Below are 24,965 nucleotides of genomic sequence, written 5' to 3' on the forward strand. Positions count from 1 at the left end.
CGAAAGGCAACGCCGAGCCGTGGAGATCGTCGCAACGGGAGTCGAGGTCGCCGGTCCGCACGGGCCGCTGCTCGAGCCCACCTCGCTGCACGTCCGTTCGGAGGAGCTGCTGCTCGTCGCGGGACCGCCCGGATCGGGGCGCACCGCACTGGCGCTGGCGTTGTCGGGACGCCTGCGCCCCGACAGCGGAACGGTCCTGCGCAACGGGCACGCTTCCCCCGTCCGACTGCGGCGGACCACAGCCGTGGTCGACTCCGCCGGAATCACCGAGCCGGAAGGATCCGTCGAACTCTCCGAAGCGGTCGCCGAAGGGCTCGGTCTCGCCGGGAGACCGTTCGGCAGGCGAGCGGTGCACCGGTGGTTGTCCGAGCGCGGACTGCACCACTCGGCCCGGAAGCGTTTCGAACAGCTCGCACCGGAGCTCCGGACCAGGGTGCTGCTCGACCTCGCCCGCACCGCGCGCGGCACCGAAGCGCTGATCCTCGACTGCCCCGACCGCCACGGCGGTGACCCGCTTAGCTGGTACACCGCCGCACGCGAAACCGCCACCCACGGCTACGCGGTCGTGGCGCTGTGCGCACCGCAGACCGCGCGGGAACTGAACGTGCGCCCGATTCGCATCGGCTCCGCTCGGAACTCGGGCACCGAGCAGCCCGTCTCCGAGTGCACCCACCCCACTCCCACCGCCGGAACTTCCCCCAGGACCGCACCATGACCACTCTTCGCCTGGCCAGGACCGAACTACGCCGGCTGACCTCCGGCAAGCTGCCCAAGCTCGCTCTCGTGGCGGTCACCCTCGTCCCGCTGCTCTACGGAGCGATGTACATCTACGCGAACTGGGACCCCTACGGGGAGCTGGACTCCGTTCCCGCCGCCGTCGTGGTCGACGACGCGGGAGCCACCCGGGACGACGGGAGCAGGCTCACGGCGGGCGACACGGTCTACCAACGCCTGATCGACTCCGGGGACTTCGACTGGAACCGGGTGAGCCGCGAGCAGGCGACCAGCGGAGTCTCGGAGGGTCGCTACACCTTCGCTCTCGTGATCCCGCAGGGCTTCTCCGAAGCACTGCTCTCCCCCGGCGAGTTCGATCCGGAGCAGGCCCGGCTGCGGCTGGTCACCAACGACGCGAACAACTACTTGGCGGGAACGATCGCCGACCAGGTGGTCACCCGGGTTCGTCAGGGAGTCGCCGCCGACGCGGGAAGCGATGCCGCGCGGCAGCTGCTGCTCGGACTGAGCACCGTGCACGACCAGACGGTACGGGCGGCCGACGGGGCCGGAGAACTCGCGAACGGGGCCGGAGAACTGGACGAGGGGCTGGACAGCGCCAGCAGCGGTGCCGCGCGGCTCTCCCGGGGAGCGCACGAACTGCTCACCGGACAGCGCAGGTTGGCCGACGGCTCCGCCCAGCTCGCCGAGGGCGCCGGAGAGATCGCCGACGGCAGCGACGAGCTCCACGGCGGACTGAACCGCCTGCGGGAGCGAACCGCCGAGCTTCCGGAGCGCAGCGACCGCCTCGCCGACGGCGCCGAACGCGTCGCCGAGGGCAACGCCGAGCTCGCCGAGAAGGCCACGAAGCTCGGGACCGTGTCGCAGCGCGTAGCCGACGGGCTGGACGGCGCCAAGAGCGACGTGGTCGAGAAACTGCGCGGGCTCGGGATGTCGGAGCAGCAGATCGAGCGCGTCACCCGCTCGATCGACGAACTCGACCAGCCCGTGGACGAGGCCAACTCGAAGGTCCAGCAACGGGTGAACAAGATCCGCAAGCTCTCGGACGGAGCGGAGCAGGTCGCCACGCACGCGCGGGAGCTCGCGAACAGGACCCCCGAACTGACCAACGGCATCGCGAAGCTGGACACGGCCTCGGAAAAGCTCGCGAACGGCTCCGCCGAGGTCCACTCCGGAGCCACCGAGCTGCGGGACAAGCAGCGGGAGGCGGTGTCCGGGGCCGAGCAGCTCACCACCGGCGCCGACGAACTGGCCTCGGGCACCACCAGGCTGGCCAACGGATCGGACGAGCTGGCCAACGGCTCGCACGAGCTGGCCGACAAGCTCGACGACGGAGCAGCCGACATCCCGGCCCCGGACGAGTCCACGCGCGAAGCCACGGCCGAGACCATCGGGAACCCGGTCGCCGTGGACGAGCGGGCGCAGACCGAGGCGGGAACCTACGGGGCCGGGCTGGCCCCCTACTTCATGGGATTGGCGCTGTGGATCGGCGGGTTCGTGCTGTTCCTGCTGATGCGTCCCCTCTCCAACCGCGCGTTGGCCGCAGGCGTCGCACCGTGGCGCACCGCGCTCGGGGGCTGGTTGCCCGCCGCGATCGTGGGGACGGTCCAGGCCGTGCTGCTCTATCTGGTCGTGGTCTTCGGCGTCGGAGTCCAGCCCGCGCGCCCGTGGCTGACCCTGAGCTTCCTGGTGCTGACCTCGCTCGCGTTCACCGGTGTGGTGCACTCGCTCAACGCCGCGTTCGGCCCGCGCGGGAAGTTCCTCGCCCTGGTGTTCCTGGTTCTGCAGCTCGTCACGGCCGGGGGAACCTTCCCCTGGCAGACCATTCCCGACGTGCTGCACCCGCTGCACCGGGTGCTGCCGCTGAGTCACGTGGTGGACGGGCTGCGGCACCTGATCTACGGCGGTGGCGCGGACAGCGCGGCCCGGGCGGCGCTGGTGCTCGCCTGCTACCTGGCCGGTGGGCTGCTGCTGAGCACAGTCGCCGCCATGCGGCAGCGGGTCTGGACTGCCTCCAGGCTCCGACCGGAACTGGCACTCTGACACCGCGACCGCCGCAGCGGACGAGAAGGGCCCGGAGTGGTTTGGCTTTCACCACTCCGGGCCCTTCGAGCACGCACTGTACCGCACGGATTCACACGCCGTAGCGAGGGGGCGAGAGCAGCCGCCCCGCCGTTCCGCGGGGCGGGCGAGTCACTCCCGCGCCGACTGCTCCTGCTCGTCGTAACGAGCGATCTCGATCAGGTTGCCGTCCGGATCACGCAGGTACAACGAGGTGATCTGACCGGTGCTGCCGGTCCGCACGACCGGACCGGCCTCGATGCGCACGTCGTTCGCCCTCAGGTGCTCCTGGACCTCGCTGAGCACGTTGCCGGTGACCAAGCACAGGTTCGCCGAGCCGGGAACCGGATGCGTCGCCGTGGGTTCCACCAGCTCGCTGGCCGCGTGCAGTTTGATGGTCTGCTGACCGAAACGCACCGCGCGCCGCTCCCCCTGAAAGGTCACGGTCTCCATTCCGAGAATGTTCTCGTAGAAGTCCAACGCACGATCGACATCGGCCACGGTGAGCACCAAATGGTCCAGTCTGTCGATGCTGATCATGATCCTCCTTCGCCGACGTCGGGCAACCCCCAACACCACGCGTCGACCATCCGCGGTTTCTCGTGTCGTGATACGCCAGTTCTCCGGCGGCTCGAATCCCCTGCTTGAGACGACGGAACACCCCGACGGAGCCTGCACCGCCGATGCACAACTGAATCCAGGGCAGCCTAACCGCATGACCCCTTCGGAGTGACAACCGGCTGCCCCGGTTCACCGGGTGTCGCCCCGGCGGGAGCACCCGGTGAACAACCGTATGGCCTCACGACGCGGCGAAGGGGTCAGTGTGCCGCCGTGTCCCAGGAATCCCCCGTTCCCACGGAAACCTCCAGCGGAACGTCCAAACTCGCCGCTGAGCTCATCTGCTCGCGAACCAGCCGCTCGACGGCCGCGGTCTCGCCCTCGGCCACTTCGATGATCAGTTCGTCGTGCACCTGCAGCAGCATCCTGGAGGACAGCCCCTCGGAGGCCAGCGCGCTGTGCACGCCGAGCATCGCCACCTTGATGATGTCCGCGGCGCTGCCCTGGATCGGGGCGTTCAGCGCCATGCGTTCGGCCATTTCCCGGCGCTGCCTGTTGTCGCTGGTCAGATCGGGCAGGTAACGACGTCGTCCGAGGATGGTGGACGTGTAGCCGTCCTTGCGCGCCCGATCGACGATCTCGTGCAGGTACTCGCGCACCCGACCGAACCGGGCGAAGTAGGCGTCCATCTGCTGCTTGGACTCCTCGTTGGAGATCTGCAGCTGCTGGGCCAGCCCGTAGGAGGACAGCCCGTAGACCAGCCCGTAGGACATCGCCTTGACCCGACGACGCAGCTCGTGGTCGACCTCGGCGATCGGCACGCCGAACGCCTGGGAGGCGACGTAGTTGTGCAGGTCCTCACCGGTCCGGAAGGCCTCGATGAGCCCCTCGTCACCGGAGAGGTGGGCCATGATCCGCATCTCGATCTGGCTGTAGTCCGCGGTGAGCAGTGTCTCGTAGCCGTCACCGACGACGAACACCTCCCGGATCCGCCGCCCCTCCTCGGTGCGGACGGGGATGTTCTGCAGGTTCGGTTCCGTGGACGAGAGCCTGCCCGTGGAGGCGATCATCTGGTTCAGGGTGGTGTGGATCCGCCCGTCCGGAGCCACGGCCTTCACCAGCCCCTCCACGGTGGTTTTGAGCTTGGTGGCGTCCCGGTGCTCCAGCAGGTGCCGCAGGAACGGGTGCTCGGTCTTGGCGTACAGCCCCTGCAACGCCTCGGCGTCGGTGGTGTAACCGGTTTTGGTGCGCTTCGTCTTGGGCATGCCCAGCTCGTCGAAGAGCACCGTTTGCAGCTGCTTCGGCGAGCCGAGGTTGATCTCCCTGCCGATGACCGAGTAGGCCTGTCCGGCGGCCTCCTCCACTCGCCCGACGAAGTGCTCGCCCAGTTCCTCCAGCCGCTGCCGGTCCACCGCTATGCCGGCCTCCTCCAGGTCGACCAGCACGCGCAGCAGCGGCAGCTCCAGATCGGTGAGCAGGCCGCGGTTCTCGATCCCCTCGAGCTCGCCGTCCAGCGCGTCAGCGAGCTCCAGCACCGCCTTTGCCCGCACCAGCTCGGCCGCGGCTGCGTCCTTCCTGGCCTGGTCCTCGTCCTCCAGCAACGAGAGCTGACCGCTGTCATCGCCCCCGCGCACGCTGAGATCGCGCTGCAGGTACCGCACGACCAGATCGGGGAGATCGAAGGAACGCTGCCCCGGACGGACCAGGTAAGCGCCCAGCGCGGTGTCGCTGGTGACGCCGCGCAATTCCCAGCCGCGCTCCCGGATCGCGTGCATGGGGACCTTGACGTCGTGGGCGGCTTTCGGAACGGACTCGTCCGCCAGCCACTCGCCGAAAGCGCTCTCGTCCTCGGGCGTCAGCTCAGCGACGTCCACATAGGTCCCCGCGCCGGACGCGGTGGCCACGGCGATCCCGTCGAGGTCCCCGCTGCCCTGCGACCAGGTCCCGGTGCAGGCCAACCCGACCCGACGACCGTCCCTGGCGTGGTTGTCCAGCCAGTCCCGCAGCGTTCCCGGATCCGCGATCCCGCCGGAGACCTGGAACCCCTCGGAGACCTCGGGCTCCTCGGTCGACAGCGTGCTGAACAGCCGATCACGCAGCACCCGGAATTCCAGGTCGTCGAACACGCGGTGCACGGCGTCGCGGTCCCACTGCCGCATCTCGAGGTCCTCCGGACGCGCGTCCAGCGCGACGTCCGAGACGAGCTGAGTCAGTTCCCTGTTGCGCAACACCTGCGCCACGTGGGCGCGCAGCTTCTCGCCGGCCTTGCCCTTCACCTCGTCGGCCCGGTCCAGCAGTTCGTTCAACGAGCCGAACTGCTGGATCCACTTGGTGACGGTCTTCTCCCCCACGCCGTCGATCTTGGGCAGGTTGTCCGAGGGGTCGCCGCGCAGCGCCGCGAAATCGGGGTACTGCAGCGGCGTCAGCCCGTACTTCTCCTGCACCGCCTCCGGGGTGAAACGGGTCATCTCGGAAACGCCCTTGCTGGGGTACAGCACGGTGACGTTCTCGGAAACCAGCTGCAGGGCGTCGCGATCACCGGTACAGATGCGGACGTCGCCCCCCTCGGCGACCGCCTGGCTGGTCAGGGTGGCGATGACGTCGTCGGCCTCGTAGTTGTCCTTGCTCAGCACCGGAATGTTCAGCGCACCGAGCACTTCCTGGATCAGGCTCACCTGACCGCGGAACTCCTCGGGGGTCGATCCCCTGTTGGCCTTGTACTCCGGATAGGTTTCGGACCGGAAGGTCTGGCGCGATACGTCGAAGGCCACCCCGAGATGCGTCGGCTGCTCGTCCCGCAGCAGGTTGATCAGCATCGAGGTGAAGCCGTAGACCGCGTTGGTGTGCTGTCCGGTGCCCGTCTGAAAATTCTCCTTGGGCAGGGCGTAGAACGCTCGGTAGGCCATGGAGTGGCCGTCGATCAGCAGCAGGCGTCGGTGCTCGGATGCCATCACGGCGTGCGAGTCTAGGCTCAACCCCCGTCAACGGTTACGCACAGGGCAGGAGAGCGAGAAGTGGCCGAGGACACGAACGGAACGGTGCTGTCCGGCGCGGACGGCCCCGCAGCGACGCCCACCGTTTCCGAGCAGGAGCAGCTGGGGAGCCGGATGGGCATCAGGATGACCGAATACGCCCCCGATCGTGTGGTCGGAGTCATGCCTGTTTCCGGCAACAGGCAGCCCTACGGGCTGCTGCACGGGGGCGCGAACGCCGTGCTCGCCGAGCAGCTGGGGTCGATCGCGGCGGCGTTGCACGCCGGGGCCGACCGGATCGCGGTGGGGCTGGAACTGTCGTGCACGCACCACCGCGCCGCCACAGAGGGGAACGTGACCGGGGTGGCCACACCGCTGCACCGGGGCGGGAGCACCGCCACCTACGAGATCGTCATAACCGACGAACAGGACAGGCGCACCTGTTCGGCACGACTGACCTGCCTCATCCGCGAGAAGCCGCCGGCGAGCGAGTGAGTCGGCACCGGCCCGGGGCGGAGGTAGTTCCCGGACCGGTGCTGTGCCGGACCGGCGCCGCGGCCGGCGTTCGCGCGAACACGGCCGGGCGGTGGAGCAGCGGGGAGCGGGCGCTCACTCCAGGCTCTCGAGCACTGCCTGGGCAACCGCCTTCATGGTGGTGCGCCGGTCCATGGCGGTACGCTGCAACCAGCGGAAGGACTCCGGCTCCGACATGTCGTGGTTGCTCATGAGCAGGCCCTTGGCACGCTCGATCGTCTTGCGCGACTCGAGACGTTCGGAGAGGTTCGCGGCCTCCGCCTCCAGGGCCTGAACCTCGGTGAACCGCGAGACCGCGAGCTCGATGGCGGGCACCAGGTCGCGCTTGGCGAAGGGCTTGACCAGGTAGGACATGGCCCCGGCCTCCTTCGCCCGCTCGACCAGGTCACGCTGGCTGAACGCGGTCAGAATCACCACGGGGGCGATCCGCTCACCCGCTATCGAGGAAGCCGCCTCGATGCCGTCCATCTTCGGCATCTTGATGTCCAGGATCACCAGATCGGGCCGCAGCTCCTCCGCGAGACGAACCGCTTCTTCCCCGTCACCGGCCTCACCGACGACCTGATATCCCTCCTCGCGAAGCATCTCCACAAGATCGAGCCTGATCAGCGCCTCGTCCTCGGCCACGAGCACGCGGTGCTGAGTAGCATTCGTCGCCGCGTTCGGGTCCTCGGCAGCCGGCGTGGTCACCGGATCCTCCTGGATGGTTCTCGGGTCTGCCGGTGCGGTCGCACCGGAGAGTGCAGCTTATCGTCCTGCGCACCACAGTGAAGGCAGCAGGGGCCGCGCGAGCGGAGGATGAGAGCTGGGCCACGCACGTGGAACCCCGCTCGTTCCGCTCGTTTCCGCGCAGGCCCGGACACTCCGCCCGAACCGCCTGCGGCCACCCCGTCCGCGATCAGTGATCGGTGGTGCCGTATGCTTGTGTCAACAGCGGCCCCCGTAGCCCAATAGGCAGAGGCGGCGGACTCAAAATCCGTGTAGTGTCCGTTCGAGTCGGACCGGGGGCACCCCGCACCACCACCCGAAAACGGCCGCTGCGCTGGGGCGACGCGAACAGCGGCCGATCACGGGATCTGCGGCTGCACCCGGCTCGGTGCGGGCCTGTGCGAGTGCTCACGGCACATACACGGCCAATGCACGTACACGGACCGACCCGAGCGCCCCTTCCGGAACCAGCACGCTCGTGTGCCTGTGAACGATCCGCGGAAGTCGCGCACGCTCCCGAAGCTCTCCGATACGACCACCGGAAGCCGGGGCGAAAGCACGCATTCCTGTGCGAAACTGCGATCATGCGGAGTCGGTGGTTCCGAGCACTGCTGCTGGGTGGCCTCCTGGCCGTCACGGTCGCGGGATTCCTGCTGAGCCGTCCCGGCTGGCTGCTCGAGGACAGCAGTCCCGTCCGCAACATGTTCGAGGCGCTGAGCTGGATCTTCGGAATACTCGGTGTTACCGGTGCCGGGATCGCGGCGGCGTGGCGGCGGCTCCCCGCCCCGGACGGCCGCCCCGGGGCGGATCACTCACCCGACCCGTCCGGTGTGCTGCCCGGACGCGCCCTGCACCTCGTCGTCGGACGTCTTCCCACCGTGGATCAGCTGGGCCTGCTCGCGCTCGGCGTCAAACCCGCCATCGACACCGACTCGGAGGAGCAGCTACCGCCCTTCGTCCCGCGCGACCGGGACGCGGACCTGGATCGGGCGATCGCCCGGGGTGGCACGGTGCTGGTGCACGGCCGAGCCGCCGCGGGCAAGAGCCGCGCAGCCCTCGAGACCTTGCGCCGACGACTTCCGGACCACAGGTTGCTCGTGCCCAACGACGGACCGGCGCTGCGTGAGATCGCCGAAGCCGAGATCGACCTCACCGACACCGTGATCTGGCTCGACGACCTGGAGCGCTTTCTCACCCCGGACGGACTCGACCTCGGCCTGGCACACCGACTGTGCCCGAGCGACCGGAACACCAGGATCGTGGCCACCATCCGCGACGACGAGCTGGCCCGCTACGACCGCGCCGCCCTCTCCGGAAGCCACGCTTCCCCGGACGTCGCGCGCAGCGCCGTCCAGCTCGTCGAACAGCTCCGGGACGAGCACCGCATCAATCTCGCCCGCCGTCTCAGCAGCACCGAACGCGACGCGGCTTCCCGGCAAACCGACCACCGCATCCACTCCGCGCTGCACGCCGAGGAGGGATTCGCCGAGTACCTGGCAGCGGGCAAAGCCATGTTCGGCCGCTGGACCACCGGCGACGGCGAGCTCTACCACCTCGGCCAAGCCGTCATCAGCGCCGCCGTCGACTGCCGCCGCGCCGGATACCACCAGCCCCTGCCCGCGGAAGTCCTGGAAGGACTGCACGCGCACTACCTCGCACCCGGCTGGCGGCACCGCGACGACCTCCCCGCTTTCACCGAGGGCCTCACCTGGGCCCGCCGGAGGGTGCTCGGCGCCAGCTCGTGCCTGCAGCCCCACGCGGAGAACACCTACCTGGCCTCCGACTACCTCCTCGACAGCGCGGAACTTCCGGGAAGTCCGCTGCGCGGCCTGCCCACCCCGGACACGACCAGAAGCGCAGTGCTGGCTCTGTCCACTCCGCGGGAAGCGCTCTACATCGGCCAGCAGGCCTGGCAGAACGACAACGCCCGTGCCGCGGAAGAGGCCTTCCGCAGCGCGGCCGAATCCGGCTACCCGAAAGCCATGCTCGTCCTCGGAGGACTGCTCGCACAACGCGGGCGGAACCACGAGTCCCGCGACTGGTTCGCGAGAGCACGAGCCCGGAGTCCCCGGGACCAGGACGACGAGCAGTGACCCGAACCTAACGGCCGGGAGAGAGCAGCACGGACACCGCGGGCGGCCGGACTCCGCGGAGCCGCACCGAAAACGAGCGGACGCGCGGGCCACGCCTTCCGCGTTGGCCGTTCTCCGGCCCGCAGGCACTCCCACCGATGTCCCTCCCCGCAGCACGCGAACCCGGCCAGCCGACTGTTGACGTGACCTCGATCACCTTCTATTTTCTTTCGAAGCGATTCGAAAACTGGCCTCTCCAGTGAACGGGAACCACACATGCCCACGATCGCAGGAAGCACCCGCGACGTTCGGACCTCGTCCGGAGCGGCGCCCCACGTGCCCACCGAGCTGCGAGCCACATCGGACGGCACGCGGGAACGCACCGAGCACACCGCCGAACACAGGAGAGGTCTCCCCCAGCTCGGAACGATGCCGGGGGACGCCTCAGTGCGGCCGAACCTTCGGCCTCGTGCGCACGACAGCGGCGCGCCGACCCCGCAGAACCGGCAGGAGCACGACAGCACCGGAAGAAGGTGACTAGGATGCGGTCACTAGTCGGATTCGTCGAAGCGGTTCGAAATGCTCGTTCCGAACGGGCCGGACGACGACCGCCCGCCGACCGCACACCGCCGGGGAGGGGCCGCGCAGCCGATGGTGCCCCGAGAAGACGGCGGGACAGCAGCTTCCCCACCCGCCTCGTCGTCATCGGTCTGGCCGTGCTGCTGGTCACCGCGGGCTGCGCCGGCGGGGTGCGCTCACGCGACCCGAACGTGGTGGTCGAGCTCGACCACTACACGGACGCCGCGACGAGCCGACAGTTCAGAGCGGTGCTGGACCGATGTGCGCAACGCTTCGGCCTGCGGATCCAACGGCAGGACGTGCCCACCGACCAGTTGATGCCCAAAGTTCTCCGGGACGCCACCGCGCACTCGCTACCGGACCTGCTGTTCGTGGACAACCCCGACCTGCAGACCGTGGCCGAGACCGGAGCGCTCACCGAGCTGAGCCAGTACGGGCTCAGCGGCGAGGGGCACTTCCCCGCCATCGTGGAGGCGGGGTCCCACCAGGGGAAGCTCTACGGGCTCGCCCCCGGGGTGAACGGGCTCGCGCTGTTCTACAACCGCACCATGTTCGAGCGGGCCGGGCTGGAACCACCGGAAACCTGGCGGGAACTGCGCGAGGCCGCCCGCACCCTGACCCGGGGTTCCACCCACGGTCTCGCGTTCTCCGCGATCACCTCCGAGGAGGGCACCTGGCAGTTCGAGCCCTTCCTGTGGAGCAACGGCGGGGAGCTCGACGAGCTCACCTCCCCGGAGTCGGTGCGTGCCCTGGAGTTCTGGTCCGGCCTGGTCGAGGACGGGCTGGCTTCCAGATCGGTGGTCAACTGGAACCAGAACGACGTCATCGACCGCTTCGCGAGCGGCCACGCGGCCATGATGATCAACGGTTCCTGGTCCCTGTCCGCTCTGGATGAATCGGGCACGGACTACGGAGTCGTGCCGATCCCCACCCCGAGTCCCGAGATCGCCCCGCAGGTGCCGCTCGGCGGTGAGGTCGGTGTCGTGCCGGAAACCACTCCGCGACGGCAGGAGAACGCCGCACGCGTGCTGGGCTGCATGCTCGAGCGGGACAACATGCTGGACTGGACGACCGACCACGCCTACGTCCCGTCCCGAGTGGACGTCGCCGAGCAGTACGCCCGGGACGTTCCGGCCATGAAGCCCTTCGTCACCGAAGTGGCCACCGGACGAGCGCGCACGGCCGAACTGGGCCCCCGGTACCGGGAGGTGTCCCAGGCGCTGGCCGACGCCGTCCAAGCCACCATCGCCGGAACGACCAGTCCCGAACGAGCCCTGCAACGAGCCGCACGTGTCGCGGAGAACGCGGACTGACGTCAACGCTCCTGAACGGGTGGTTGTCATGACGACGGCGAGCACGAAAACCACGACGACCGGATCCTCCCCGCCACGACGCGCACGCGGCGGGATCGGTGGAAGGCGTGAACGACTGATCCAGTGGACCTTCGTCCTGCCGATGGTCGTGTTCCTCCTGCTGTTCTTCTGCTACCCGGTCGTGCGAAACCTGATGATGGGGTTCCAGCAGTGGACGGTCGCCTCGTTCTACGAGGGCGGTGCTCCCTTCGTGGGACTGGACAACTACGTCGAGCTCGTCACCGATCCGCTGTTCGGCACCGCCGTGCTGAACACGGTCCTGTTCACCGCGGGCTCGTTGTCGTTCCAGTTCGTGATCGGTCTGGGGCTGGCGGTGTTCTTCCAGCGCCGCTTCCCGCTCAGCGGAGTGCTGCGCGGCTTGCTGCTGCTGCCGTGGCTGCTACCGCTGGTGGTGTCCGGTGCCGTGTTCCGCTGGATCTACGACGAGGGCTTCGGGGTGCTCAACCAGATCCTGCTCGGACTGCACCTGATCCAGGACCCGATCCCCTGGTTGTCCAGCACCCAGTACGCGTTGACCGCGGCGATCATCGCCAACATCTGGGTGGGTGTTCCGTTCAACCTGGTCATTCTGTACAGCGGTCTCCAGGCCGTTCCCGCTTCGCTGTACGAGGCCGCGGCGCTGGACGGCGCGGGTCCGTGGCAGCGCTTCCGCAGGATCACGCTTCCGCTGCTGCGGCCGGTCATCTCCATCGTGCTGATGCTGGGACTGATCTACACGCTCAAGGTCTTCGACATGATCATGGTCCTCACCGGTGGCGGTCCGGCCAACGCCACCGAGACGCTGACCACGTGGTCCTTCGCGCTGTCGTTCGAGGAGTTCGACTTCGGCCAGGGTGCCGCCGTCGGCAACATCCTCATCGTGATCGCACTGGTGTTCGCGCTGTTCTACCTGCGCTCCATCCGCGATTCGATCCGCTCGGAAGGAGGGCCCCGATGAGCACCGCACGACGAGTGACCAACACCGCTGCCGGCATCGTGCTGGTACTCACCTTCCTGGCCCCGGTGTACTGGATGATCAACGTCTCCTTGCAGCGCAGCGACGCCCTGCTGCGGACGCCACCGGCCTGGTTCCCGGTCGACCCGACCTGGAGCGGCTACGTCGAGGCAATACGCACCCAGGGCTCGCACCTGCTCACGAGTCTGGTGATCGCGTTGGGAACGGTGCTGTTCACGCTGCTGGTGAGCGCACCAGCCGCCCACGCGCTGGCCAGGTTCCGGCTGCGCGGCACACTGGCGCTGGTTCTGGTCGTGCTGCTGGTGCAGATGGTGCCCGGAATCGTGATGGCCAACTCGCTCTACCCGGTGTTCAGCCAGCTCGGGCTGCTGGACAGCTACGCGGGCATGATCCTGGCCGACTCGACGCTGACCGTCCCGTTCGCGGTGCTGATCCTGCGCACCTTCATGAGCGGAGTCCCGGGCGAGCTGCTCGAGGCCGCCCGAGTCGACGGCTGCGGCCAGTGGCGCACGTTCGGCAGCGTGGTCCTTCCGGTGTGCCGCAACGCCCTGATCACAGCGGGGCTGTTCAGCTTCCTCTTCGCCTGGGCGGACTTCCTGTTCGCGGTCAGCTTCACCACGGGCAACACCATCCAGCCGATCACCGTGGGGATCTACCGCTTCGTCGGCAACCAGACCACGAACTGGAACGGGGTGATGGCCACCGCCGTGCTGGCCTCCATCCCAGCGGCGATCCTGCTGCTGACCGCGCAGCGGTACGTGGCCGCGGGCATCACCGGGGGTGGTGTCAAGGAGTAGGACCTCCGCCCCGACCGGTCCCCACCGGAAAAGCACGGGGGTGCCCGCTGCGGAAACGCACCGCCACGGGCAGACTCGGTCACCATGGAGGACGCTGAAGCGGCGCGGGGGAAACTGACCGACCTCGCCCGGGAAAGAACCGCGGTGGAGCAGCAGCTCGACGAGCTCTGGGAACGCACCCGCCGGACCATCCGCGAGGCAGACGGGGCGGGACTCAACCGCAGGGAGATAGCGGCTCTGGCCCGCGTCTCCCCTCAGACGGTGTACAAGGCGCTCGGCAGGGGCGAGCAGTAGCCCCTGCCCGGTCTGCCGCCCGGAGAAGCGCTCGCTCCGCCGGGGCGCACGCCCCATTTCGCCGAGGAGGTGCTCGGGGCGCCGCGGAAACACCTCGCCCCGGACCGCACGTTCCCGCTCGCGGACGCTCCCGGAAGAATCACAGGGGTGTGAAAGCCCCGCAGATCTCCTCCCACCCGCCCACGAAGAGGTTCGTTTTTGCGGAAACCGAGTTCGGAGTCGTCACGAGACGATTGTTCGTCGTCGAGCTCCACGCGGAGCGCCCGCGCGGGGCGCTCCGCGGAGTGTGCGCCTCGTCGGGGGAGTCCGGAAACTCCCGCCGTGCCGATGCCGGGAGCGGAAAGGGCCTGCCGGACGCTCCCGCGACGACGGTTCGGCGAGCACCCCCCTCCGGAGCTCGAAACACCCGGAAGGCCACTTCCCTCCTCCGCACACGGCCCGGCCCGGGAACGCGAGCCGAACAATTCGAATCGAACGCACCGGAAAGCCGAAAGCGCACTTCTCGAGGGCGACAATCGGAGATTCTTTTTCGCAACACCTGCCGAAAAATCCACGAAAACCGAGAACAAAATCCTCGCAGCACCGACGCGGGAACAAACACCGAAAGCACGGAAAGCGACACGAGGAATGATCGAAGAGTGACGCACTCGGCTCAACTCCCGGCTTCGACTCCTCGTCAGGACGCGCAGTGGCGCGAGGGAGCCGACCGGAAGCCGAACCCACTCCCCGGGGGCGGAACCACGACGTGGGCGGGAAAGTCACCACCGCCCCACGGAGCAGCGCTCATTCGGAGTTCCGATCGTAATTCTCCGAATCACGACTTTCCCCTTCGTCGTCCTCGTCCTCGTCCTCGGAATCACCTTCGGCCAACTCGTCCTGCAAGGCCTCGATATCGAGCGGTGGCGAACTGTACTTGAGCTCACGTGCGATTTTGGCCTGCTTGGCCTTGGCGCGCTTGCGCCCCATACGTACGTCCCCTTCCATACAGTGCTTTCCCTGCACCCACAATACAACCACGATATCGCCGTGGAGCTTTACGGGCCGCTTCGCGGCACGCCCGCGCGTCCGAACCGAAGTGCCGCCGCCTCACCCACCGGGGACGGGGCCGTCCCGCTCGACCGCGGAGCCGGTCCTCCGGCCCCGTCCCCTCCGGGAGATCTGCGCGGAGCAGTTCCGAGCTCTCAGGCAGTCGACGAACCTCCCGTGGAACGGCGCGCCACCGTGCGAACCCGCGCTCTGGCCGGATCCTCCGGCTTGCTGCGCACGTGAGGAGCGCGTCCGAAGCTCGGCGATTCGTTCGAGCGCTTCCTGACGAACAACGTCACGGTCACCCCCTCGGTGAACGCGTTGCGCCGCATCATCCGCGCGGAGGGCTCGTTGCCGTGCTCGACGTCGGTGATGATCCGTGCCGCTCCCGCGTCGAACAGGGCCTGACAGCAGGCCTCGACCAGCTGGCTGGCCACACCGCTGCCGCGCGCACGGGGGTCGAGGGAGATCCACTCCATGTAGCCCCAGTCCTCGCGTTCGTCGTAGGACATGGACCCGAGCACGAAACCGAGGACCTCACCTTCGGACTCGGCCACCCAGCACGCCTCCGGCTGAGTGTCGAAGTGCTCCGTAATGCTCGACAGCGACCACGAGGTGTACGGCATGGTGGAGACGTCGAAAGTCCGAAACCCCAGGTCCAGCACACCCTCCAGATGTGCCATGCGCATGGGCACAACGTCGATCGTCTCCGGGGCCATCCCGGTGCCGCCCATGTTCTCACTCCCTCGAACCGGCCCGAGCCGACGTCTCGATCGTCTCCGCGTCGCCGTTCCCATTCTCTCCTCGAGGGGAACAACACGCGGCCCGCGGCCCGACCGCGCCGAGGACTCGGACCGTACACCCGCACCGGGCGGCCGGCCTCGGAAGCACTCCGGCGAAGTTGCGCACCGCCGCAATCGCGACCTTCCGGTGCCCCGGTTCCGCTCCCGGAACGACCCCGCCCCGCGGTGATCGGATCACTGGCGCTGCGCCAACGACGTCCTGTTCGCCGCGCTGCGCGCTATCAGAATGTCGCCCCCTCCCACCAGCAGATAGGTAACCACGGTGCCCGCGGCCGTCAAGGGCCACGCCCAGTATCCCCCTATCCGAGAAAGGCCGTAAGCCACGGCCACGGACGCGGAGACGGACAGCAGATCGACGGCGCCGCTCATGGTGGCCACCCGCGCGCTCTCCGGAAGACTGCCCCTTCGGAAGTGACCGAGAAACACTCCGCCCACCAGCACGAACGCGACGGCGGCCCCCAGCGCGAAGGAAACCGTCTCCCAACTACTCGGCGGACCGCCCGCTCCGTTGACCAGACCGTAGGAGGAGGTGATCGTTATCGAGAAGCCGTAGGCAGTGGCGTTGTTCCGCAGCGCGGTACGCACACCGCTGCCGTAGACGCTCAGAGCGCTCTCGGCCCGGTCCGGGCGAACTTTCCCCTCTGCCTCTCCAGCGGACAGCTCCGTTCCGTCTTCGGCCATGTTCACAGCGCAGCACGCCGGCGGACACCGGACAACTCGGCTGCCCCGCCGCCCCGTCCTCGCCGCGGCGGCGGGTGGCCGTCCGGGCTACCCGACGAACCCGGCCGTGCCCGCTCACCGGAGCGCGTCACCGCCTCCGCTGCTAGTTCAGCTCGGAGAGGAAACCGCTGACCGCGGCTTCGGCCGCCCCGAGCAGACGTCCCTGCTCACCGAACCGCGCGGTTCGCAGGTCCACCGGAAGCTCGGGCAGCCCGCGGAGCCGATCCAGGGCCGTGCGCAGTTCCTCCCCGGTGTTCCGCAGCATCAACTGCAACCACCCTCCGAGCAGCACCCGACTGGGGTCGAAAACGTTGATCAGGTTGGCCAGGCCGACGGCCACCGGGGTGCACATCCGGCGGAACGCTTCCAGGACTTCCGGCTCGGAGCGCTCGGCCCCGGAGAACAGTTCCGCCAGCGCGGTGTGCCGGTTCGGCGAGGTGCCCGCCCCCACCTGGTCCAGCAGGGCGTCCGCGCCGATCTCGGTCTCCCAGCATCCCCGGCCACCGCAGTGGCAGGAGCGCCCACCGGGGTTGGTGATCATGTGGCCGACCTCTCCGGCGTAACCGGTGCTTCCCGTCAGCAGCCGGTCGTGGGTGACTATCCCCCCGCCGACGCCGACTCCCGCGGAGACGTAGACGAGATCGGCGCAGTCCCTGCCCGCACCCCGGCGGTGCTCGGCCAACGCGGCCAGCCGCGCCTCGTTGCCGATCACGATCGGCCCGGTGAGCCGGAGCTCGTCGCGCAGTCGTTCGGCCAGGTTCAACTTGCGCCATCCCAGGTTCGGGGCACGGCTGACCACCCCGTCCTCGGAGCGGACGAGGCCGGGAACCGCGATGCCCACCGCGAGGGGCGCCTCCTCGAGCGGCTCCACTTCCGCGTGGATCAACCGCACGAGCTGGTTCACGCTCGCGGTCGGATCCCCCGGAACCCGTTCGTGCCGGGTCTCCGACTCCTCCAGGAGGGTGCCGCCGAGCCCCACACGTCCGATCCCGATGGTGTCCACATCGACCGACACGGCCAGCACGTAGGCGGTCTCCTCCCGCGGGGAGACGATCATCGGCGGACGACCACGGCCCGACTGCGGCTGGCTGGATCCCGTCTCGACCGCCAGCCCTCGTTCGGCGAGCTCGCCGACCAGATCCGCGATGGTGCTGCGAGTCAGTCCGGTCACCTCTCCCAGCCGCACCCTGCTGGTGGCTCCCTGCAGGTGCAGATGACGCAACAGAGTGCGGAGGTTGTGGCGGCGCAGGCTGGCCGGATCACGGCCCTGCACGGTCGATGCGGTCAAGACGTCCTCACTCGTTCTCGCTGATGGCCGGAGCCCAGTCAACTTGGCACTGCTGAGCAGCGCCAATCGGTGTGGGGGTTGACACATCGGCAAATTTGTTTTTACCTCTTACAAATCATATTGGCTCGCAGGAGTGAACGCCCGATGACAGAAACGAAACAGCGCCACGGCAGCGCTCGCTCCGTGTATCTGCCCGCCACGATCTGCGCCATCGGCGCGCTGCTGTTCGGGTACGACACCAGGGTGATCTCCGGAGCGCTGCTCTACTTGAAAGGGCCGCTCGGAATAGCCGACAACGAGTTCCTGCAGGGGCTGGTGACCAGCGGGATCCTCGTCGGAGCGATGGTCGGCGCGCTGACCAGCGGCAGTCTGGCCGCCCGTTTGGGCAGGCGGATGATGACCCTGATCGCGGCGTGCGTGTTCGCGCTCGGGTCGCTGTGGGCCGCGTTCAGCCCCGACGTGGCCAATCTCGTCCTCGCCCGCTTCGTGATCGGCATCGGGGTCGGTCTCGCCTCGGTGATCGTTCCGATGTACATCGCCGAGATCTCGCCCACCCGGATCCGCGGGACCCTGACCTCGCTGAACCAGCTGCTGATCACCACGGGCATCCTGCTCGCCTACATCGTCGACTACGCCCTGGCCCCGTGGGAGGCCTGGCGGTGGATGCTCGGGCTGGCGGTCATTCCCGCGGTGGCGCTGTTCATCGGGATGCTGTTCATGCCCGAGACCCCGCGCTGGCTGGCCAGTCGCGACCGCACGGACGAGGCCCGCGCGGTGCTGGAACGCACCCGCCCGCCGGAAGAGGTCGAGGAGGGCTTCGAGGAGATCCGGGCCGCGCAGCGCCAGACCGGCGAACAGCTGGGCTGGCGGGACCTGACGGCGAAATGGATCCGCCCCGCCCTGTTCATCGGGATCGGGCTCGCCGTGCTCCAGCAGTTCGTCGGCATCAACACCATCATCTACTACGCGCCCACGACGCTGACGCAGCTCGGCATGGGTGACGGGGCCTCGATCGCCGCGCAGGTCGGCATCGGGACCGTGATGCTGCTGTTCACCCTGATCGCGGTGCGCTACACCGACCGGATCGGCCGCAAGCGGCTGCTGCTGACCGGCAGTACCGGTATGAGCGTCAGTCTCGGCGTGCTGGGGATCCTCACCCTGATCGTCGGTGCCTCCGGACAAACCGTCGCGATTATCACCGTCATCTGCCTGGCCACCTACATCGCCTCCTTCGGGGCGACCTGGGGGCCGGTCGTCTGGGTGATGCTGCCCGAGCTCTACCCGCTGCGGATCCGCGGACCGGCCGAAGGACTGGCCACCTGGAGCAACTGGGCGGCGAACTTCGTGGTTTCGCTGGCCTTCCCCGTCGTTCTCGGCGCCATCGGACAGGGCTGGTCGATGCTCATCTTCGCCGCGCTCGGCGTGCTGTCCTTCGTCTTCGTCAGCGCGTTCGTGCCGGAAACCACCGGCCGAAGTTTGGAGGGCTTGGAAGCGGACCTGCACGAAGGTCCGGCCAAGGAAGGAATCGAGTCCCAACAGGTCTGACCCAGACTGCGAGTCCAGGAGGGACGGAAGTGAACAGACGACCGACACGATTACTGGCACTGATCGGTCTGTGCATGGCGTGCACCGTGTCCACCGCGCCCGCCATCGCACAGGAGCCGAACACGGACGAGGACAAACCCGTCTACCTCGATCCGAGCTTCTCCGCCCGGGAGCGGGCCGCGGACCTCGTGTCGCGGATGACGCCCTCCGAGAAGGCCGACCAGATGGTCAGCAGCCGTGCTCCGGCGATCCCCCGCCTCGGGGTGCGCGCCTACGGCTGGTGGAACGAGGCCGCACACGGTGTCGCCCGCGAACAGCTGGCCGACGACTCCGAGCCCGAGGTGTTGACCAACACCACCTCCTACCCGGTGAGCCTGTCCATGGGGTCCACGTGGAACCCGGACCTGATGTACCGGGTGGCCCAGGAGACCTCCAGCGAGGCCAGGGAGGTCGTGCGCGACAACATGCGCGACCTCAACTTCTACTCCCCGACGATCAACCTCGCCCGCGACCCCCGTTGGGGCCGCAACGACGAGACGTTCAGCGAGGACCCCGGACTGACGGCGAAGATGGCCGCGCAGTACGTCAACGGAATGGAGGGCAAGGACAAGAACGGCGAGCTGCTGCCTTCCGCGAAGGGCTATCTCAAGACCAGCACCACCATCAAGCACTTCGCGGCGAACAACAGCGAGTTCAACCGGCTAACCGGTTCCTCCAACATGGACGAGCGCACGTTGCGCGAGTACTACACGGCCCCGTTCAAGGAGGTGATTCGCAACAGCTCCCCCGGTTCCATCATGAGCTCCTACAACCGGGTCAACGAGGTGCCTACCTCGGCCAGCGTGAAGCTGCTGGACACGCTGGCGCGCAAGACCTTCGGCTTCAAGGGCTTTTTCACCTCCGACTGCGACTCGGTCTACGAGATCCAGCACGGACACCAGTGGAAGCCCGCGGGCGAGGACGAGCCGCTCGACCACGTCGAGCGCAACGCGTACGCGAACGCTGCCGGGGTGGACCTGAACTGCAACAAGGGCTACCACGACGAGCACAACTTCGCGAACACGCTGACCAAGGCCGCCAAGCAGGGAATCGAAACCGGCAACGGGGTCTACACGGCCAACTTCATGGACGCCTCGCTGATCCGGATGTTCACGATCCGGATCAAGCTCGGCGAGTTCGACGACCCGGAGAAGGTCCCGTGGGTGCAGCGGGCACGTGAACGCGTCCCCAAGGGGAGCTGGGAGAACTCGGACTCCAACAACGCGGTCACCCAGACGCCGCAGCGGTTGAAACTGGCTCGTGAGGCCGCGTCCGAGTCGATCGTGCTGCTGCAGAACAAGTCCTCCGGCGACAGCGGGAACAAGCTCCTCCCGCTGAAGGTCCCCGAGTCCGGCCAGTACCGCGTGGCCGTGATCGGTGATCACGCCAATCCGGAGGAGATGTATCTGGGCGGCTACTCCAGCAACCAGCACTCCGCGGGCCAGGCCAACGGGGTCAACGGATACGCCGGCGTCAAGGCCGCGGTCAAAGCCGTCAATCCGGACGCCGTGGTGGACTACCTGCCCGGAACCGCTCCCGGAAGCGAGCAGAAGCTCAACCAGGAGTCGGTGCGCAAGTCGGCCGACTACGACGCCGCGATCGTCTACGCCGGTACCGACGAGAGCACGGCCAAGGAGGACCAGGACCGCAAGTCGATCGACCTGCCGAAACCGCAGACCTCGCTGATCAACGAGGTCGCCGCGCGCAACCCCGACACGGTCGTCTACATGGAGACCATCGGCCAGGTCGACGTGAGCAGCTTCTCCTCCGACGTGTCGGCGATGCTGTGGAGCTCCTACAACGGGCAGCGCAAGGGTCAGGCCCTGGCCGACGTGCTGCTCGGCAAGCAGAATCCCAGCGGACACCTGCCCTTCACCTGGTACCGCGACGAATCACAGCTGCCGGCGATGGGCGACTACAGCATTCGACAGAGCGGTAGCGGTCCGGGGCGGACCTACATGTACTTCGACGGCCAGGCCTCCTACCCCTTCGGGCACGGACTCGGCTACAACCGCTTCGAGTACTCCGATCTGCGGGTGGACCGCAACCAGGTGAACGCCAACGGCACTGTGCGGGCCACCGCCAAGGTCACCAACACGGGTGAGACCAAGGGCTCGGACGTGGTCCAGCTCTACACCTCTCCCCCGGACGGATCGGCACCGACGCAACGTCCGGACGAACGTCTGGCCGGCTTCGAGAAGGTGTCGCTGCAACCGGGTGAGACCAAGCAGGTGCACTTCGAGGTTCCCGTACGCGACCTGGCGTTCTTCGACCAGCAGGCCGGGCGCTACGAGGTGGCGAACGGGAACTACGAGTTCCGGCTGGCGCATTCGAGTTCCGAGGTCGCGCAACGCGCGACGGTCGGCGTGCACGGCAAGCTCAAACCCGTGCCCTCCACTGTCAGCACCACCCCGCGCGCGGCGGGCGACGGTGAGCGCGGCATCACGGTCCGCAAGATGTTCTCGCAGGACACCGTGGTGAAACCGCGGATCACCGTGTCGATGAACGACGGGACCCTGCGCGGGCACATCGCCGACTCCCAGGACACCCCCCTCCCGAGGGGCATGCGGGTCGACTACCGGAGCAACCGGCCCGACGTCGTGTCCGTGAACCGGCACGGCGAGATCCGCACCCAGAACCGGGGCGTGGCCACGATCACGGCGAACGTCCGGTACCGCGGCACGTCCGAGTCGACGAGCTTCGTCGTCAAGGTCGAGTGACGCGACTCCCGCCCGGAGCCCCGCTGTCCAGCTGTGACGGGGGCTCCGGCCCGGGAGCACGGGAGCAGGCACCGCCCCGTCCCGCACTCGGGGGTGGGGCCGGTGCCGGCCTCGTCAACGACAGGTGAGCAACCGCTCCGAAGGAGAAGAAACCGAATGAACGACTACTCGCCCACCCCGGCCGACAAGTTCTCGTTCGGCCTGTGGACGGTCGGATTCCAGGGCGCCGACCCGTTCGGCGCCGCTACCCGGCCCGAACTGGACCCGGTCCGGGCCGTGCACAAGCTGGCGGAGCGGGGCGCGTGGGGAGTCACCTTCCACGACGACGACCTGATCCCGTTCGGCGCCTCCGAATCGGAGCGCGAGAACGCCGTGTCCCGCTTCCGCGCGGCGCTCGACGAGACCGGGATGACCGTTCCGATGGTGACGACCAATCTCTTCGGACACCCGGTTTTCAAGGACGGCGCCCTCACGGCCAACGATCGCGACATCAGGCGTTTCGCGCTGCGCAAGGTGCTGCGCAACGTCGAGTTGGCGGCCGAGCTGGGAGCTGAGACCTTCGTGGCCTGGGGCGGAAGGGAAGGCGCCGAGTCCGAGGCCGCGCTCGACGCCTGCAGCGCGTTCGAGCGCTACAAGGAAGGCATTGACCTGGTCTGCGAGTTCATCCGCGAGCGGGGCTACGACCTGCGGCTGGCTCTGGAGCCCAAGCCGAACGAACCCCGCGGGGACATCCTGCTGCCCACCGTGGGGCACGTACTGGCGTTCATCGAGCGCCTGCAGCATCCCGAGATGGTCGGGGTCAACCCTGAGGTCGGTCACGAGCAGATGGCCGGGCTCAACTACGTGCACGGCATCGCCCAGGCGCTGTGGTCGGACAAACTGTTCCACCTCGACCTCAACGGACAGCACGGCGCCAAGTTCGACCAGGATCTGCGCTTCGGTGCCGGTGACCTCAAGAACGCCTTTTTCACGGTCGACCTGCTGGAGAGCGCGGGCTACTCCGGTCCGCGGCACTTCGACTTCAAGCCCTCGCGCACCGAGGACGAGGAAGGCGTGTGGGAGTCGGCGGCGGGTTGCATGCGCAACTACCTGATCCTCAAGGACCGCGCCGCGGCCTTCCGCGCCGATCCCAGGGTGCGGGAAGTGCTGGAAGCGTCCCGGGTCACCGAGCTCCGTCGGCCCACGAGCTCCTCCGGGGAGAAGGCGGCCGACCTGCTCACCGCGCAGGAGGACTTCGACCCCGAGGAGGCCGGCAAGCGGGCCATGCACTACGAACTGCTCGATCAGCTCGCTCTGGAGCACCTCATGGGGCTCGGCTGAGCGCGGCCCGGTCCTCTCGCGGGACTGGGTGCTCCGGAGGGGCCGCCCCGCGGGTGGCCCCTCCGGAGCACGACGGCCGCGTTGCCGGACGATCCCGCGGGCGGGTGTTGAATTCGGGGCGCGGTCCGCCCGGCGGGACGCGCCGCACGGGCGGCCTTCGGCCACGTTCAGCGAGCACCCGCGACGTGGGCCGCCGGACAACGCAACTCGGACGCCGAACGCGGGCTGCCTCGCAGCCCGCGTTCGGCGTAGTCTCACACATTCGCGACGCAGTGCTTTTCGAGGAGGAAGTCGTGTTCATTCTGGGTATCGACTCGTCCACTCAGTCCACCAAGGCAGTGGTGGTGAACTCGGAGGACGGCGTGGTGGTTTCCGAAGGAAAGTCCCCACATCCTCCTCAGACCGAGATCGACCCCGCCGTGTGGTGGACGGCCTGCGGCGAGGCGGTCCGGCAGGCGATCGACCAGGCCCCCGGCCCCGTCGAGGCCGTCTCGGTCGCCGGGCAACAGCACGGTCTGGTTCCGCTCGACAGCGGCGGTGCTCCCCTGCGGGACGCGCTGCTGTGGAACGACACCCGATCGGCCCCGCAGGCTCGTGAGCTGATCGAACGCCACGGAGCGGACAAGCTCGCCGAGCGAACCGGACTCGTGCCGGTGGCGAGCTTCACCCTGCCCAAGCTGGCCTGGCTGGCCGAGAACGAACCGCACAACGCGGATCGCTTGGACCGGGTGCTCCTGCCGCACGACTGGGTGACGTGGCGACTGGCGGGGCGTCCGGAGCAGGCTTGCACCGACCGCGGGGACGCTTCCGGAACGGGCTACTTCTCCCCTGCGTCCGGGGAGTGGCTGCCAGAGCTGTGCCGGGAGGTGCTGGGCGGGCGCACACCGCGCCTGCCCGAGATCCTGGGCCCCTCCGACGAGGCGGGCGAAGTCGCCGGTCTGGAGGAGCTCAACGGTGCCGTGCTCGGCCCCGGTACCGGCGACAACATGGCGGCCGCGCTGGGCATGGGCATCGGACCGGGCGACGTGGTCGTCTCGCTGGGGACCTCGGGAACCGCCTTCGCCGTCTCCGACCACCCCACCTCCGAGGAGACCGGGACCGTGGCCGGGTTCTGCGACGCGACCGGTCGACACCTTCCGCTCGTGTGCACGTTGAACGCCGCTCGCGTGCTGGACTCCACGGCCAACGCGCTGGGAACCGACCTGGACGGGCTCAGCGATCTCGCGTTGTCGGCGGCTCCCGGTTCGGGAGGCCTGAGCCTGATCCCCTATCTCGAGGGGGAGCGCACTCCGGACCTGCCGGAGGCCACCGGCACGCTCACGGGCATGCGGGGGACGAACATGACCCCGGAGAACCTGGCCCGGGCCTCAGTGGAGGGGATGCTGTGCGGCCTGGCCGACGGAGTGGAGGCGCTGCGCGAGGTCGGGGTGACGGTGCGACGTGTCCTGCTGATAGGCGGAGCGGCCGACTCCCCCGCCGTACGCGCGATAGCCCCCTCCCTGTTCGGCGTGGACGTGCACGTGCCGGAACCGGCGGAGTACGTCGCGCTGGGAGCGGCCAAGCAGGCCGCGTGGGTCGCCGCCGGGAGCGAGCAGCCACCGGACTGGCAGCTGCGCTACGAGCGGCACGAGGCCGGCGACGTCGATTCGGGAGCCGAGGTCCGGGAAGCCTACCGGCGGGCGCGCACCAGGGTCTACGGCGTCTGATAGCGCCTCTCCCCGCCTCCCGGCCGGGCGGCGTCCACCGGGTCGCGGCGGCTCCACCGGGGTCCCGCCGGGCACTCGCGAGGAGCCCGCGGGATCCGGCCCGCGGCGGAGCACCCGGGCGCTCACCCGGATGCGTCCACGAGTCCCCACTCGCTCGTGTGTA

19 protein-coding genes and 1 tRNA gene are annotated in these 24,965 nt (G+C 68.5%); 13 read left to right on the forward strand and 7 right to left on the reverse strand.

Features of this window, described 5'->3' with window-relative positions:
• Positions 1-19 precede the first annotated feature (19 nt).
• Positions 20-715 (forward strand): ATP-binding cassette domain-containing protein, encoded by a 696-nt coding sequence (locus G9Q41_RS07865; RefSeq protein WP_165632245.1) that lies wholly within the window; start codon positions 20-22, stop codon positions 713-715.
• Complete coding sequence (locus G9Q41_RS07870) at positions 712-2,775, forward strand: YhgE/Pip domain-containing protein (RefSeq protein ID WP_165632246.1); 2,064 nt, start codon at positions 712-714, stop codon at positions 2,773-2,775. Before G9Q41_RS07865 ends, G9Q41_RS07870 begins: the two co-directional genes overlap by 4 nt.
• 150 nt (positions 2,776-2,925) lie before the next feature.
• Here G9Q41_RS07870 and G9Q41_RS07875 read toward each other — a convergent pair whose 3' ends face one another.
• Positions 2,926-3,333, reverse strand: coding sequence for a VOC family protein (locus G9Q41_RS07875; RefSeq protein ID WP_092522018.1), 408 nt, complete (start codon positions 3,331-3,333; stop codon positions 2,926-2,928).
• Between the two features lie 278 nt (positions 3,334-3,611).
• Positions 3,612-6,302 (reverse strand): DNA polymerase I, encoded by a 2,691-nt coding sequence (gene polA / locus G9Q41_RS07880; RefSeq protein ID WP_165632436.1) that lies wholly within the window; start codon positions 6,300-6,302, stop codon positions 3,612-3,614.
• 87 nt (positions 6,303-6,389) lie between these two features.
• Between polA and G9Q41_RS07885 the strand changes: the two genes are divergently transcribed.
• Positions 6,390-6,818, forward strand: a complete 429-nt coding sequence (locus G9Q41_RS07885) for a hotdog fold thioesterase (protein ID WP_347567514.1) — start codon at positions 6,390-6,392, stop codon at positions 6,816-6,818.
• A 114-nt stretch (positions 6,819-6,932) separates the two neighbouring features.
• On the opposite strand, the gene G9Q41_RS22630 is transcribed toward G9Q41_RS07885, so the two are convergent.
• Positions 6,933-7,547, reverse strand: a complete 615-nt coding sequence (locus G9Q41_RS22630; protein WP_092522024.1) for a response regulator — start codon at positions 7,545-7,547, stop codon at positions 6,933-6,935.
• A 246-nt stretch (positions 7,548-7,793) separates the two neighbouring features.
• Between G9Q41_RS22630 and G9Q41_RS07895 the strand changes: the two genes are divergently transcribed.
• The 6 genes from G9Q41_RS07895 (at position 7,794) to G9Q41_RS07920 (ending at position 13,635) form a co-directional block, all read left to right on the forward strand.
• Positions 7,794-7,867, forward strand: a tRNA-Leu gene (locus tag G9Q41_RS07895).
• Positions 7,868-8,149: 282 nt separating this feature from the next.
• Positions 8,150-9,658 carry a hypothetical protein gene (locus G9Q41_RS07900; RefSeq protein ID WP_165632248.1) on the forward strand — a complete coding sequence of 503 codons (1,509 nt, stop codon included), beginning with the start codon at positions 8,150-8,152 and terminating at the stop codon, positions 9,656-9,658.
• Positions 9,659-10,179: 521 nt separating this feature from the next.
• On the forward strand, positions 10,180-11,529 hold the full coding sequence (locus G9Q41_RS07905; RefSeq protein ID WP_165632249.1) for an extracellular solute-binding protein: 1,350 nt from the start codon (positions 10,180-10,182) through the stop codon (positions 11,527-11,529).
• Positions 11,530-11,557: 28 nt separating this feature from the next.
• On the forward strand, positions 11,558-12,526 hold the full coding sequence (locus G9Q41_RS07910; RefSeq protein ID WP_207630728.1) for a sugar ABC transporter permease: 969 nt from the start codon (positions 11,558-11,560) through the stop codon (positions 12,524-12,526).
• Positions 12,523-13,341 (forward strand): carbohydrate ABC transporter permease, encoded by an 819-nt coding sequence (locus G9Q41_RS07915; protein WP_165632250.1) that lies wholly within the window; start codon positions 12,523-12,525, stop codon positions 13,339-13,341. The genes G9Q41_RS07910 and G9Q41_RS07915 overlap by 4 nt, the downstream gene beginning before the upstream one ends.
• Positions 13,342-13,425: 84 nt before the next feature.
• Complete coding sequence (locus G9Q41_RS07920; RefSeq protein WP_092522042.1) at positions 13,426-13,635, forward strand: hypothetical protein; 210 nt, start codon at positions 13,426-13,428, stop codon at positions 13,633-13,635.
• Between the two features lie 783 nt (positions 13,636-14,418).
• Here G9Q41_RS07920 and G9Q41_RS07925 read toward each other — a convergent pair.
• The 4 genes from G9Q41_RS07925 to G9Q41_RS07940 all read right to left on the reverse strand — a co-directional run bounded on the left by G9Q41_RS07925 (position 14,419) and on the right by G9Q41_RS07940 (position 17,472).
• The gene (locus G9Q41_RS07925; protein WP_092522044.1) at positions 14,419-14,601 is read right to left on the reverse strand and encodes a DUF3073 family protein; all 183 of its coding nucleotides are present in this window, start codon (positions 14,599-14,601) and stop codon (positions 14,419-14,421) included.
• A gap of 215 nt (positions 14,602-14,816) precedes the next feature.
• Positions 14,817-15,395, reverse strand: a complete 579-nt coding sequence (locus G9Q41_RS07930; protein WP_165632251.1) for a GNAT family N-acetyltransferase — start codon at positions 15,393-15,395, stop codon at positions 14,817-14,819.
• Between the two features lie 243 nt (positions 15,396-15,638).
• A complete protein-coding gene (locus G9Q41_RS07935; protein ID WP_165632252.1) occupies positions 15,639-16,145 on the reverse strand; it encodes a hypothetical protein in 507 nt (168 codons plus the stop codon).
• A gap of 142 nt (positions 16,146-16,287) precedes the next feature.
• A complete protein-coding gene (locus G9Q41_RS07940) occupies positions 16,288-17,472 on the reverse strand; it encodes an ROK family protein (RefSeq protein WP_165632253.1) in 1,185 nt (394 codons plus the stop codon).
• A 144-nt stretch (positions 17,473-17,616) separates the two neighbouring features.
• On the opposite strand from G9Q41_RS07940, the gene G9Q41_RS07945 reads away from it, so the two are divergent.
• The 4 genes from G9Q41_RS07945 to xylB all read left to right on the forward strand — a co-directional run bounded on the left by G9Q41_RS07945 (position 17,617) and on the right by xylB (position 24,802).
• Entirely contained in the window at positions 17,617-19,017 is a 1,401-nt protein-coding gene (locus G9Q41_RS07945; protein ID WP_165632254.1) for a sugar porter family MFS transporter, read from the forward strand.
• A gap of 29 nt (positions 19,018-19,046) precedes the next feature.
• Positions 19,047-21,776, forward strand: coding sequence for a glycoside hydrolase family 3 C-terminal domain-containing protein (locus G9Q41_RS07950; protein ID WP_165632255.1), 2,730 nt, complete (start codon positions 19,047-19,049; stop codon positions 21,774-21,776).
• 156 nt (positions 21,777-21,932) lie between these two features.
• Positions 21,933-23,096 carry a xylose isomerase gene (gene xylA, locus G9Q41_RS07955; protein WP_165632256.1) on the forward strand — a complete coding sequence of 388 codons (1,164 nt, stop codon included), beginning with the start codon at positions 21,933-21,935 and terminating at the stop codon, positions 23,094-23,096.
• Positions 23,097-23,389: 293 nt separating this feature from the next.
• Entirely contained in the window at positions 23,390-24,802 is a 1,413-nt protein-coding gene (xylB, locus tag G9Q41_RS07960; RefSeq protein ID WP_165632257.1) for a xylulokinase, read from the forward strand.
• Positions 24,803-24,965: the final 163 nt, after the last annotated feature.

The sequence above is a fragment of the Actinopolyspora sp. BKK2 genome (assembly GCF_011291845.1).
GTDB classification, from domain to species: domain Bacteria; phylum Actinomycetota; class Actinomycetes; order Mycobacteriales; family Pseudonocardiaceae; genus Actinopolyspora; species Actinopolyspora saharensis.

Bases quoted from the DNA above. Each gene is read 5' to 3' on its own strand.
- G9Q41_RS07935 (WP_165632252.1), bottom strand. From the start codon at position 16,145: ATGGCCGAAGACGGAACGGAGCTGTCCGCTGGAGAGGCAGAGGGGAAA.
- G9Q41_RS07900 (WP_165632248.1), top strand. From the start codon at position 8,150: ATGCGGAGTCGGTGGTTCCGAGCACTGCTGCTGGGTGGCCTCCTGGCC.
- G9Q41_RS07925 (WP_092522044.1), bottom strand. From the start codon at position 14,601: ATGGGGCGCAAGCGCGCCAAGGCCAAGCAGGCCAAAATCGCACGTGAG.
- G9Q41_RS07905 (WP_165632249.1), top strand. From the start codon at position 10,180: ATGCGGTCACTAGTCGGATTCGTCGAAGCGGTTCGAAATGCTCGTTCC.
- G9Q41_RS07930 (WP_165632251.1), bottom strand. From the start codon at position 15,395: ATGGGCGGCACCGGGATGGCCCCGGAGACGATCGACGTTGTGCCCATG.
- xylA (WP_165632256.1), top strand. From the start codon at position 21,933: ATGAACGACTACTCGCCCACCCCGGCCGACAAGTTCTCGTTCGGCCTG.
- G9Q41_RS07910 (WP_207630728.1), top strand. From the start codon at position 11,558: ATGACGACGGCGAGCACGAAAACCACGACGACCGGATCCTCCCCGCCA.
- G9Q41_RS07875 (WP_092522018.1), bottom strand. From the start codon at position 3,333: ATGATCAGCATCGACAGACTGGACCATTTGGTGCTCACCGTGGCCGAT.
- G9Q41_RS07945 (WP_165632254.1), top strand. From the start codon at position 17,617: ATGACAGAAACGAAACAGCGCCACGGCAGCGCTCGCTCCGTGTATCTG.
- G9Q41_RS07920 (WP_092522042.1), top strand. From the start codon at position 13,426: ATGGAGGACGCTGAAGCGGCGCGGGGGAAACTGACCGACCTCGCCCGG.
- G9Q41_RS07870 (WP_165632246.1), top strand. From the start codon at position 712: ATGACCACTCTTCGCCTGGCCAGGACCGAACTACGCCGGCTGACCTCC.
- G9Q41_RS07915 (WP_165632250.1), top strand. From the start codon at position 12,523: ATGAGCACCGCACGACGAGTGACCAACACCGCTGCCGGCATCGTGCTG.
- polA (WP_165632436.1), bottom strand. From the start codon at position 6,302: ATGGCATCCGAGCACCGACGCCTGCTGCTGATCGACGGCCACTCCATG.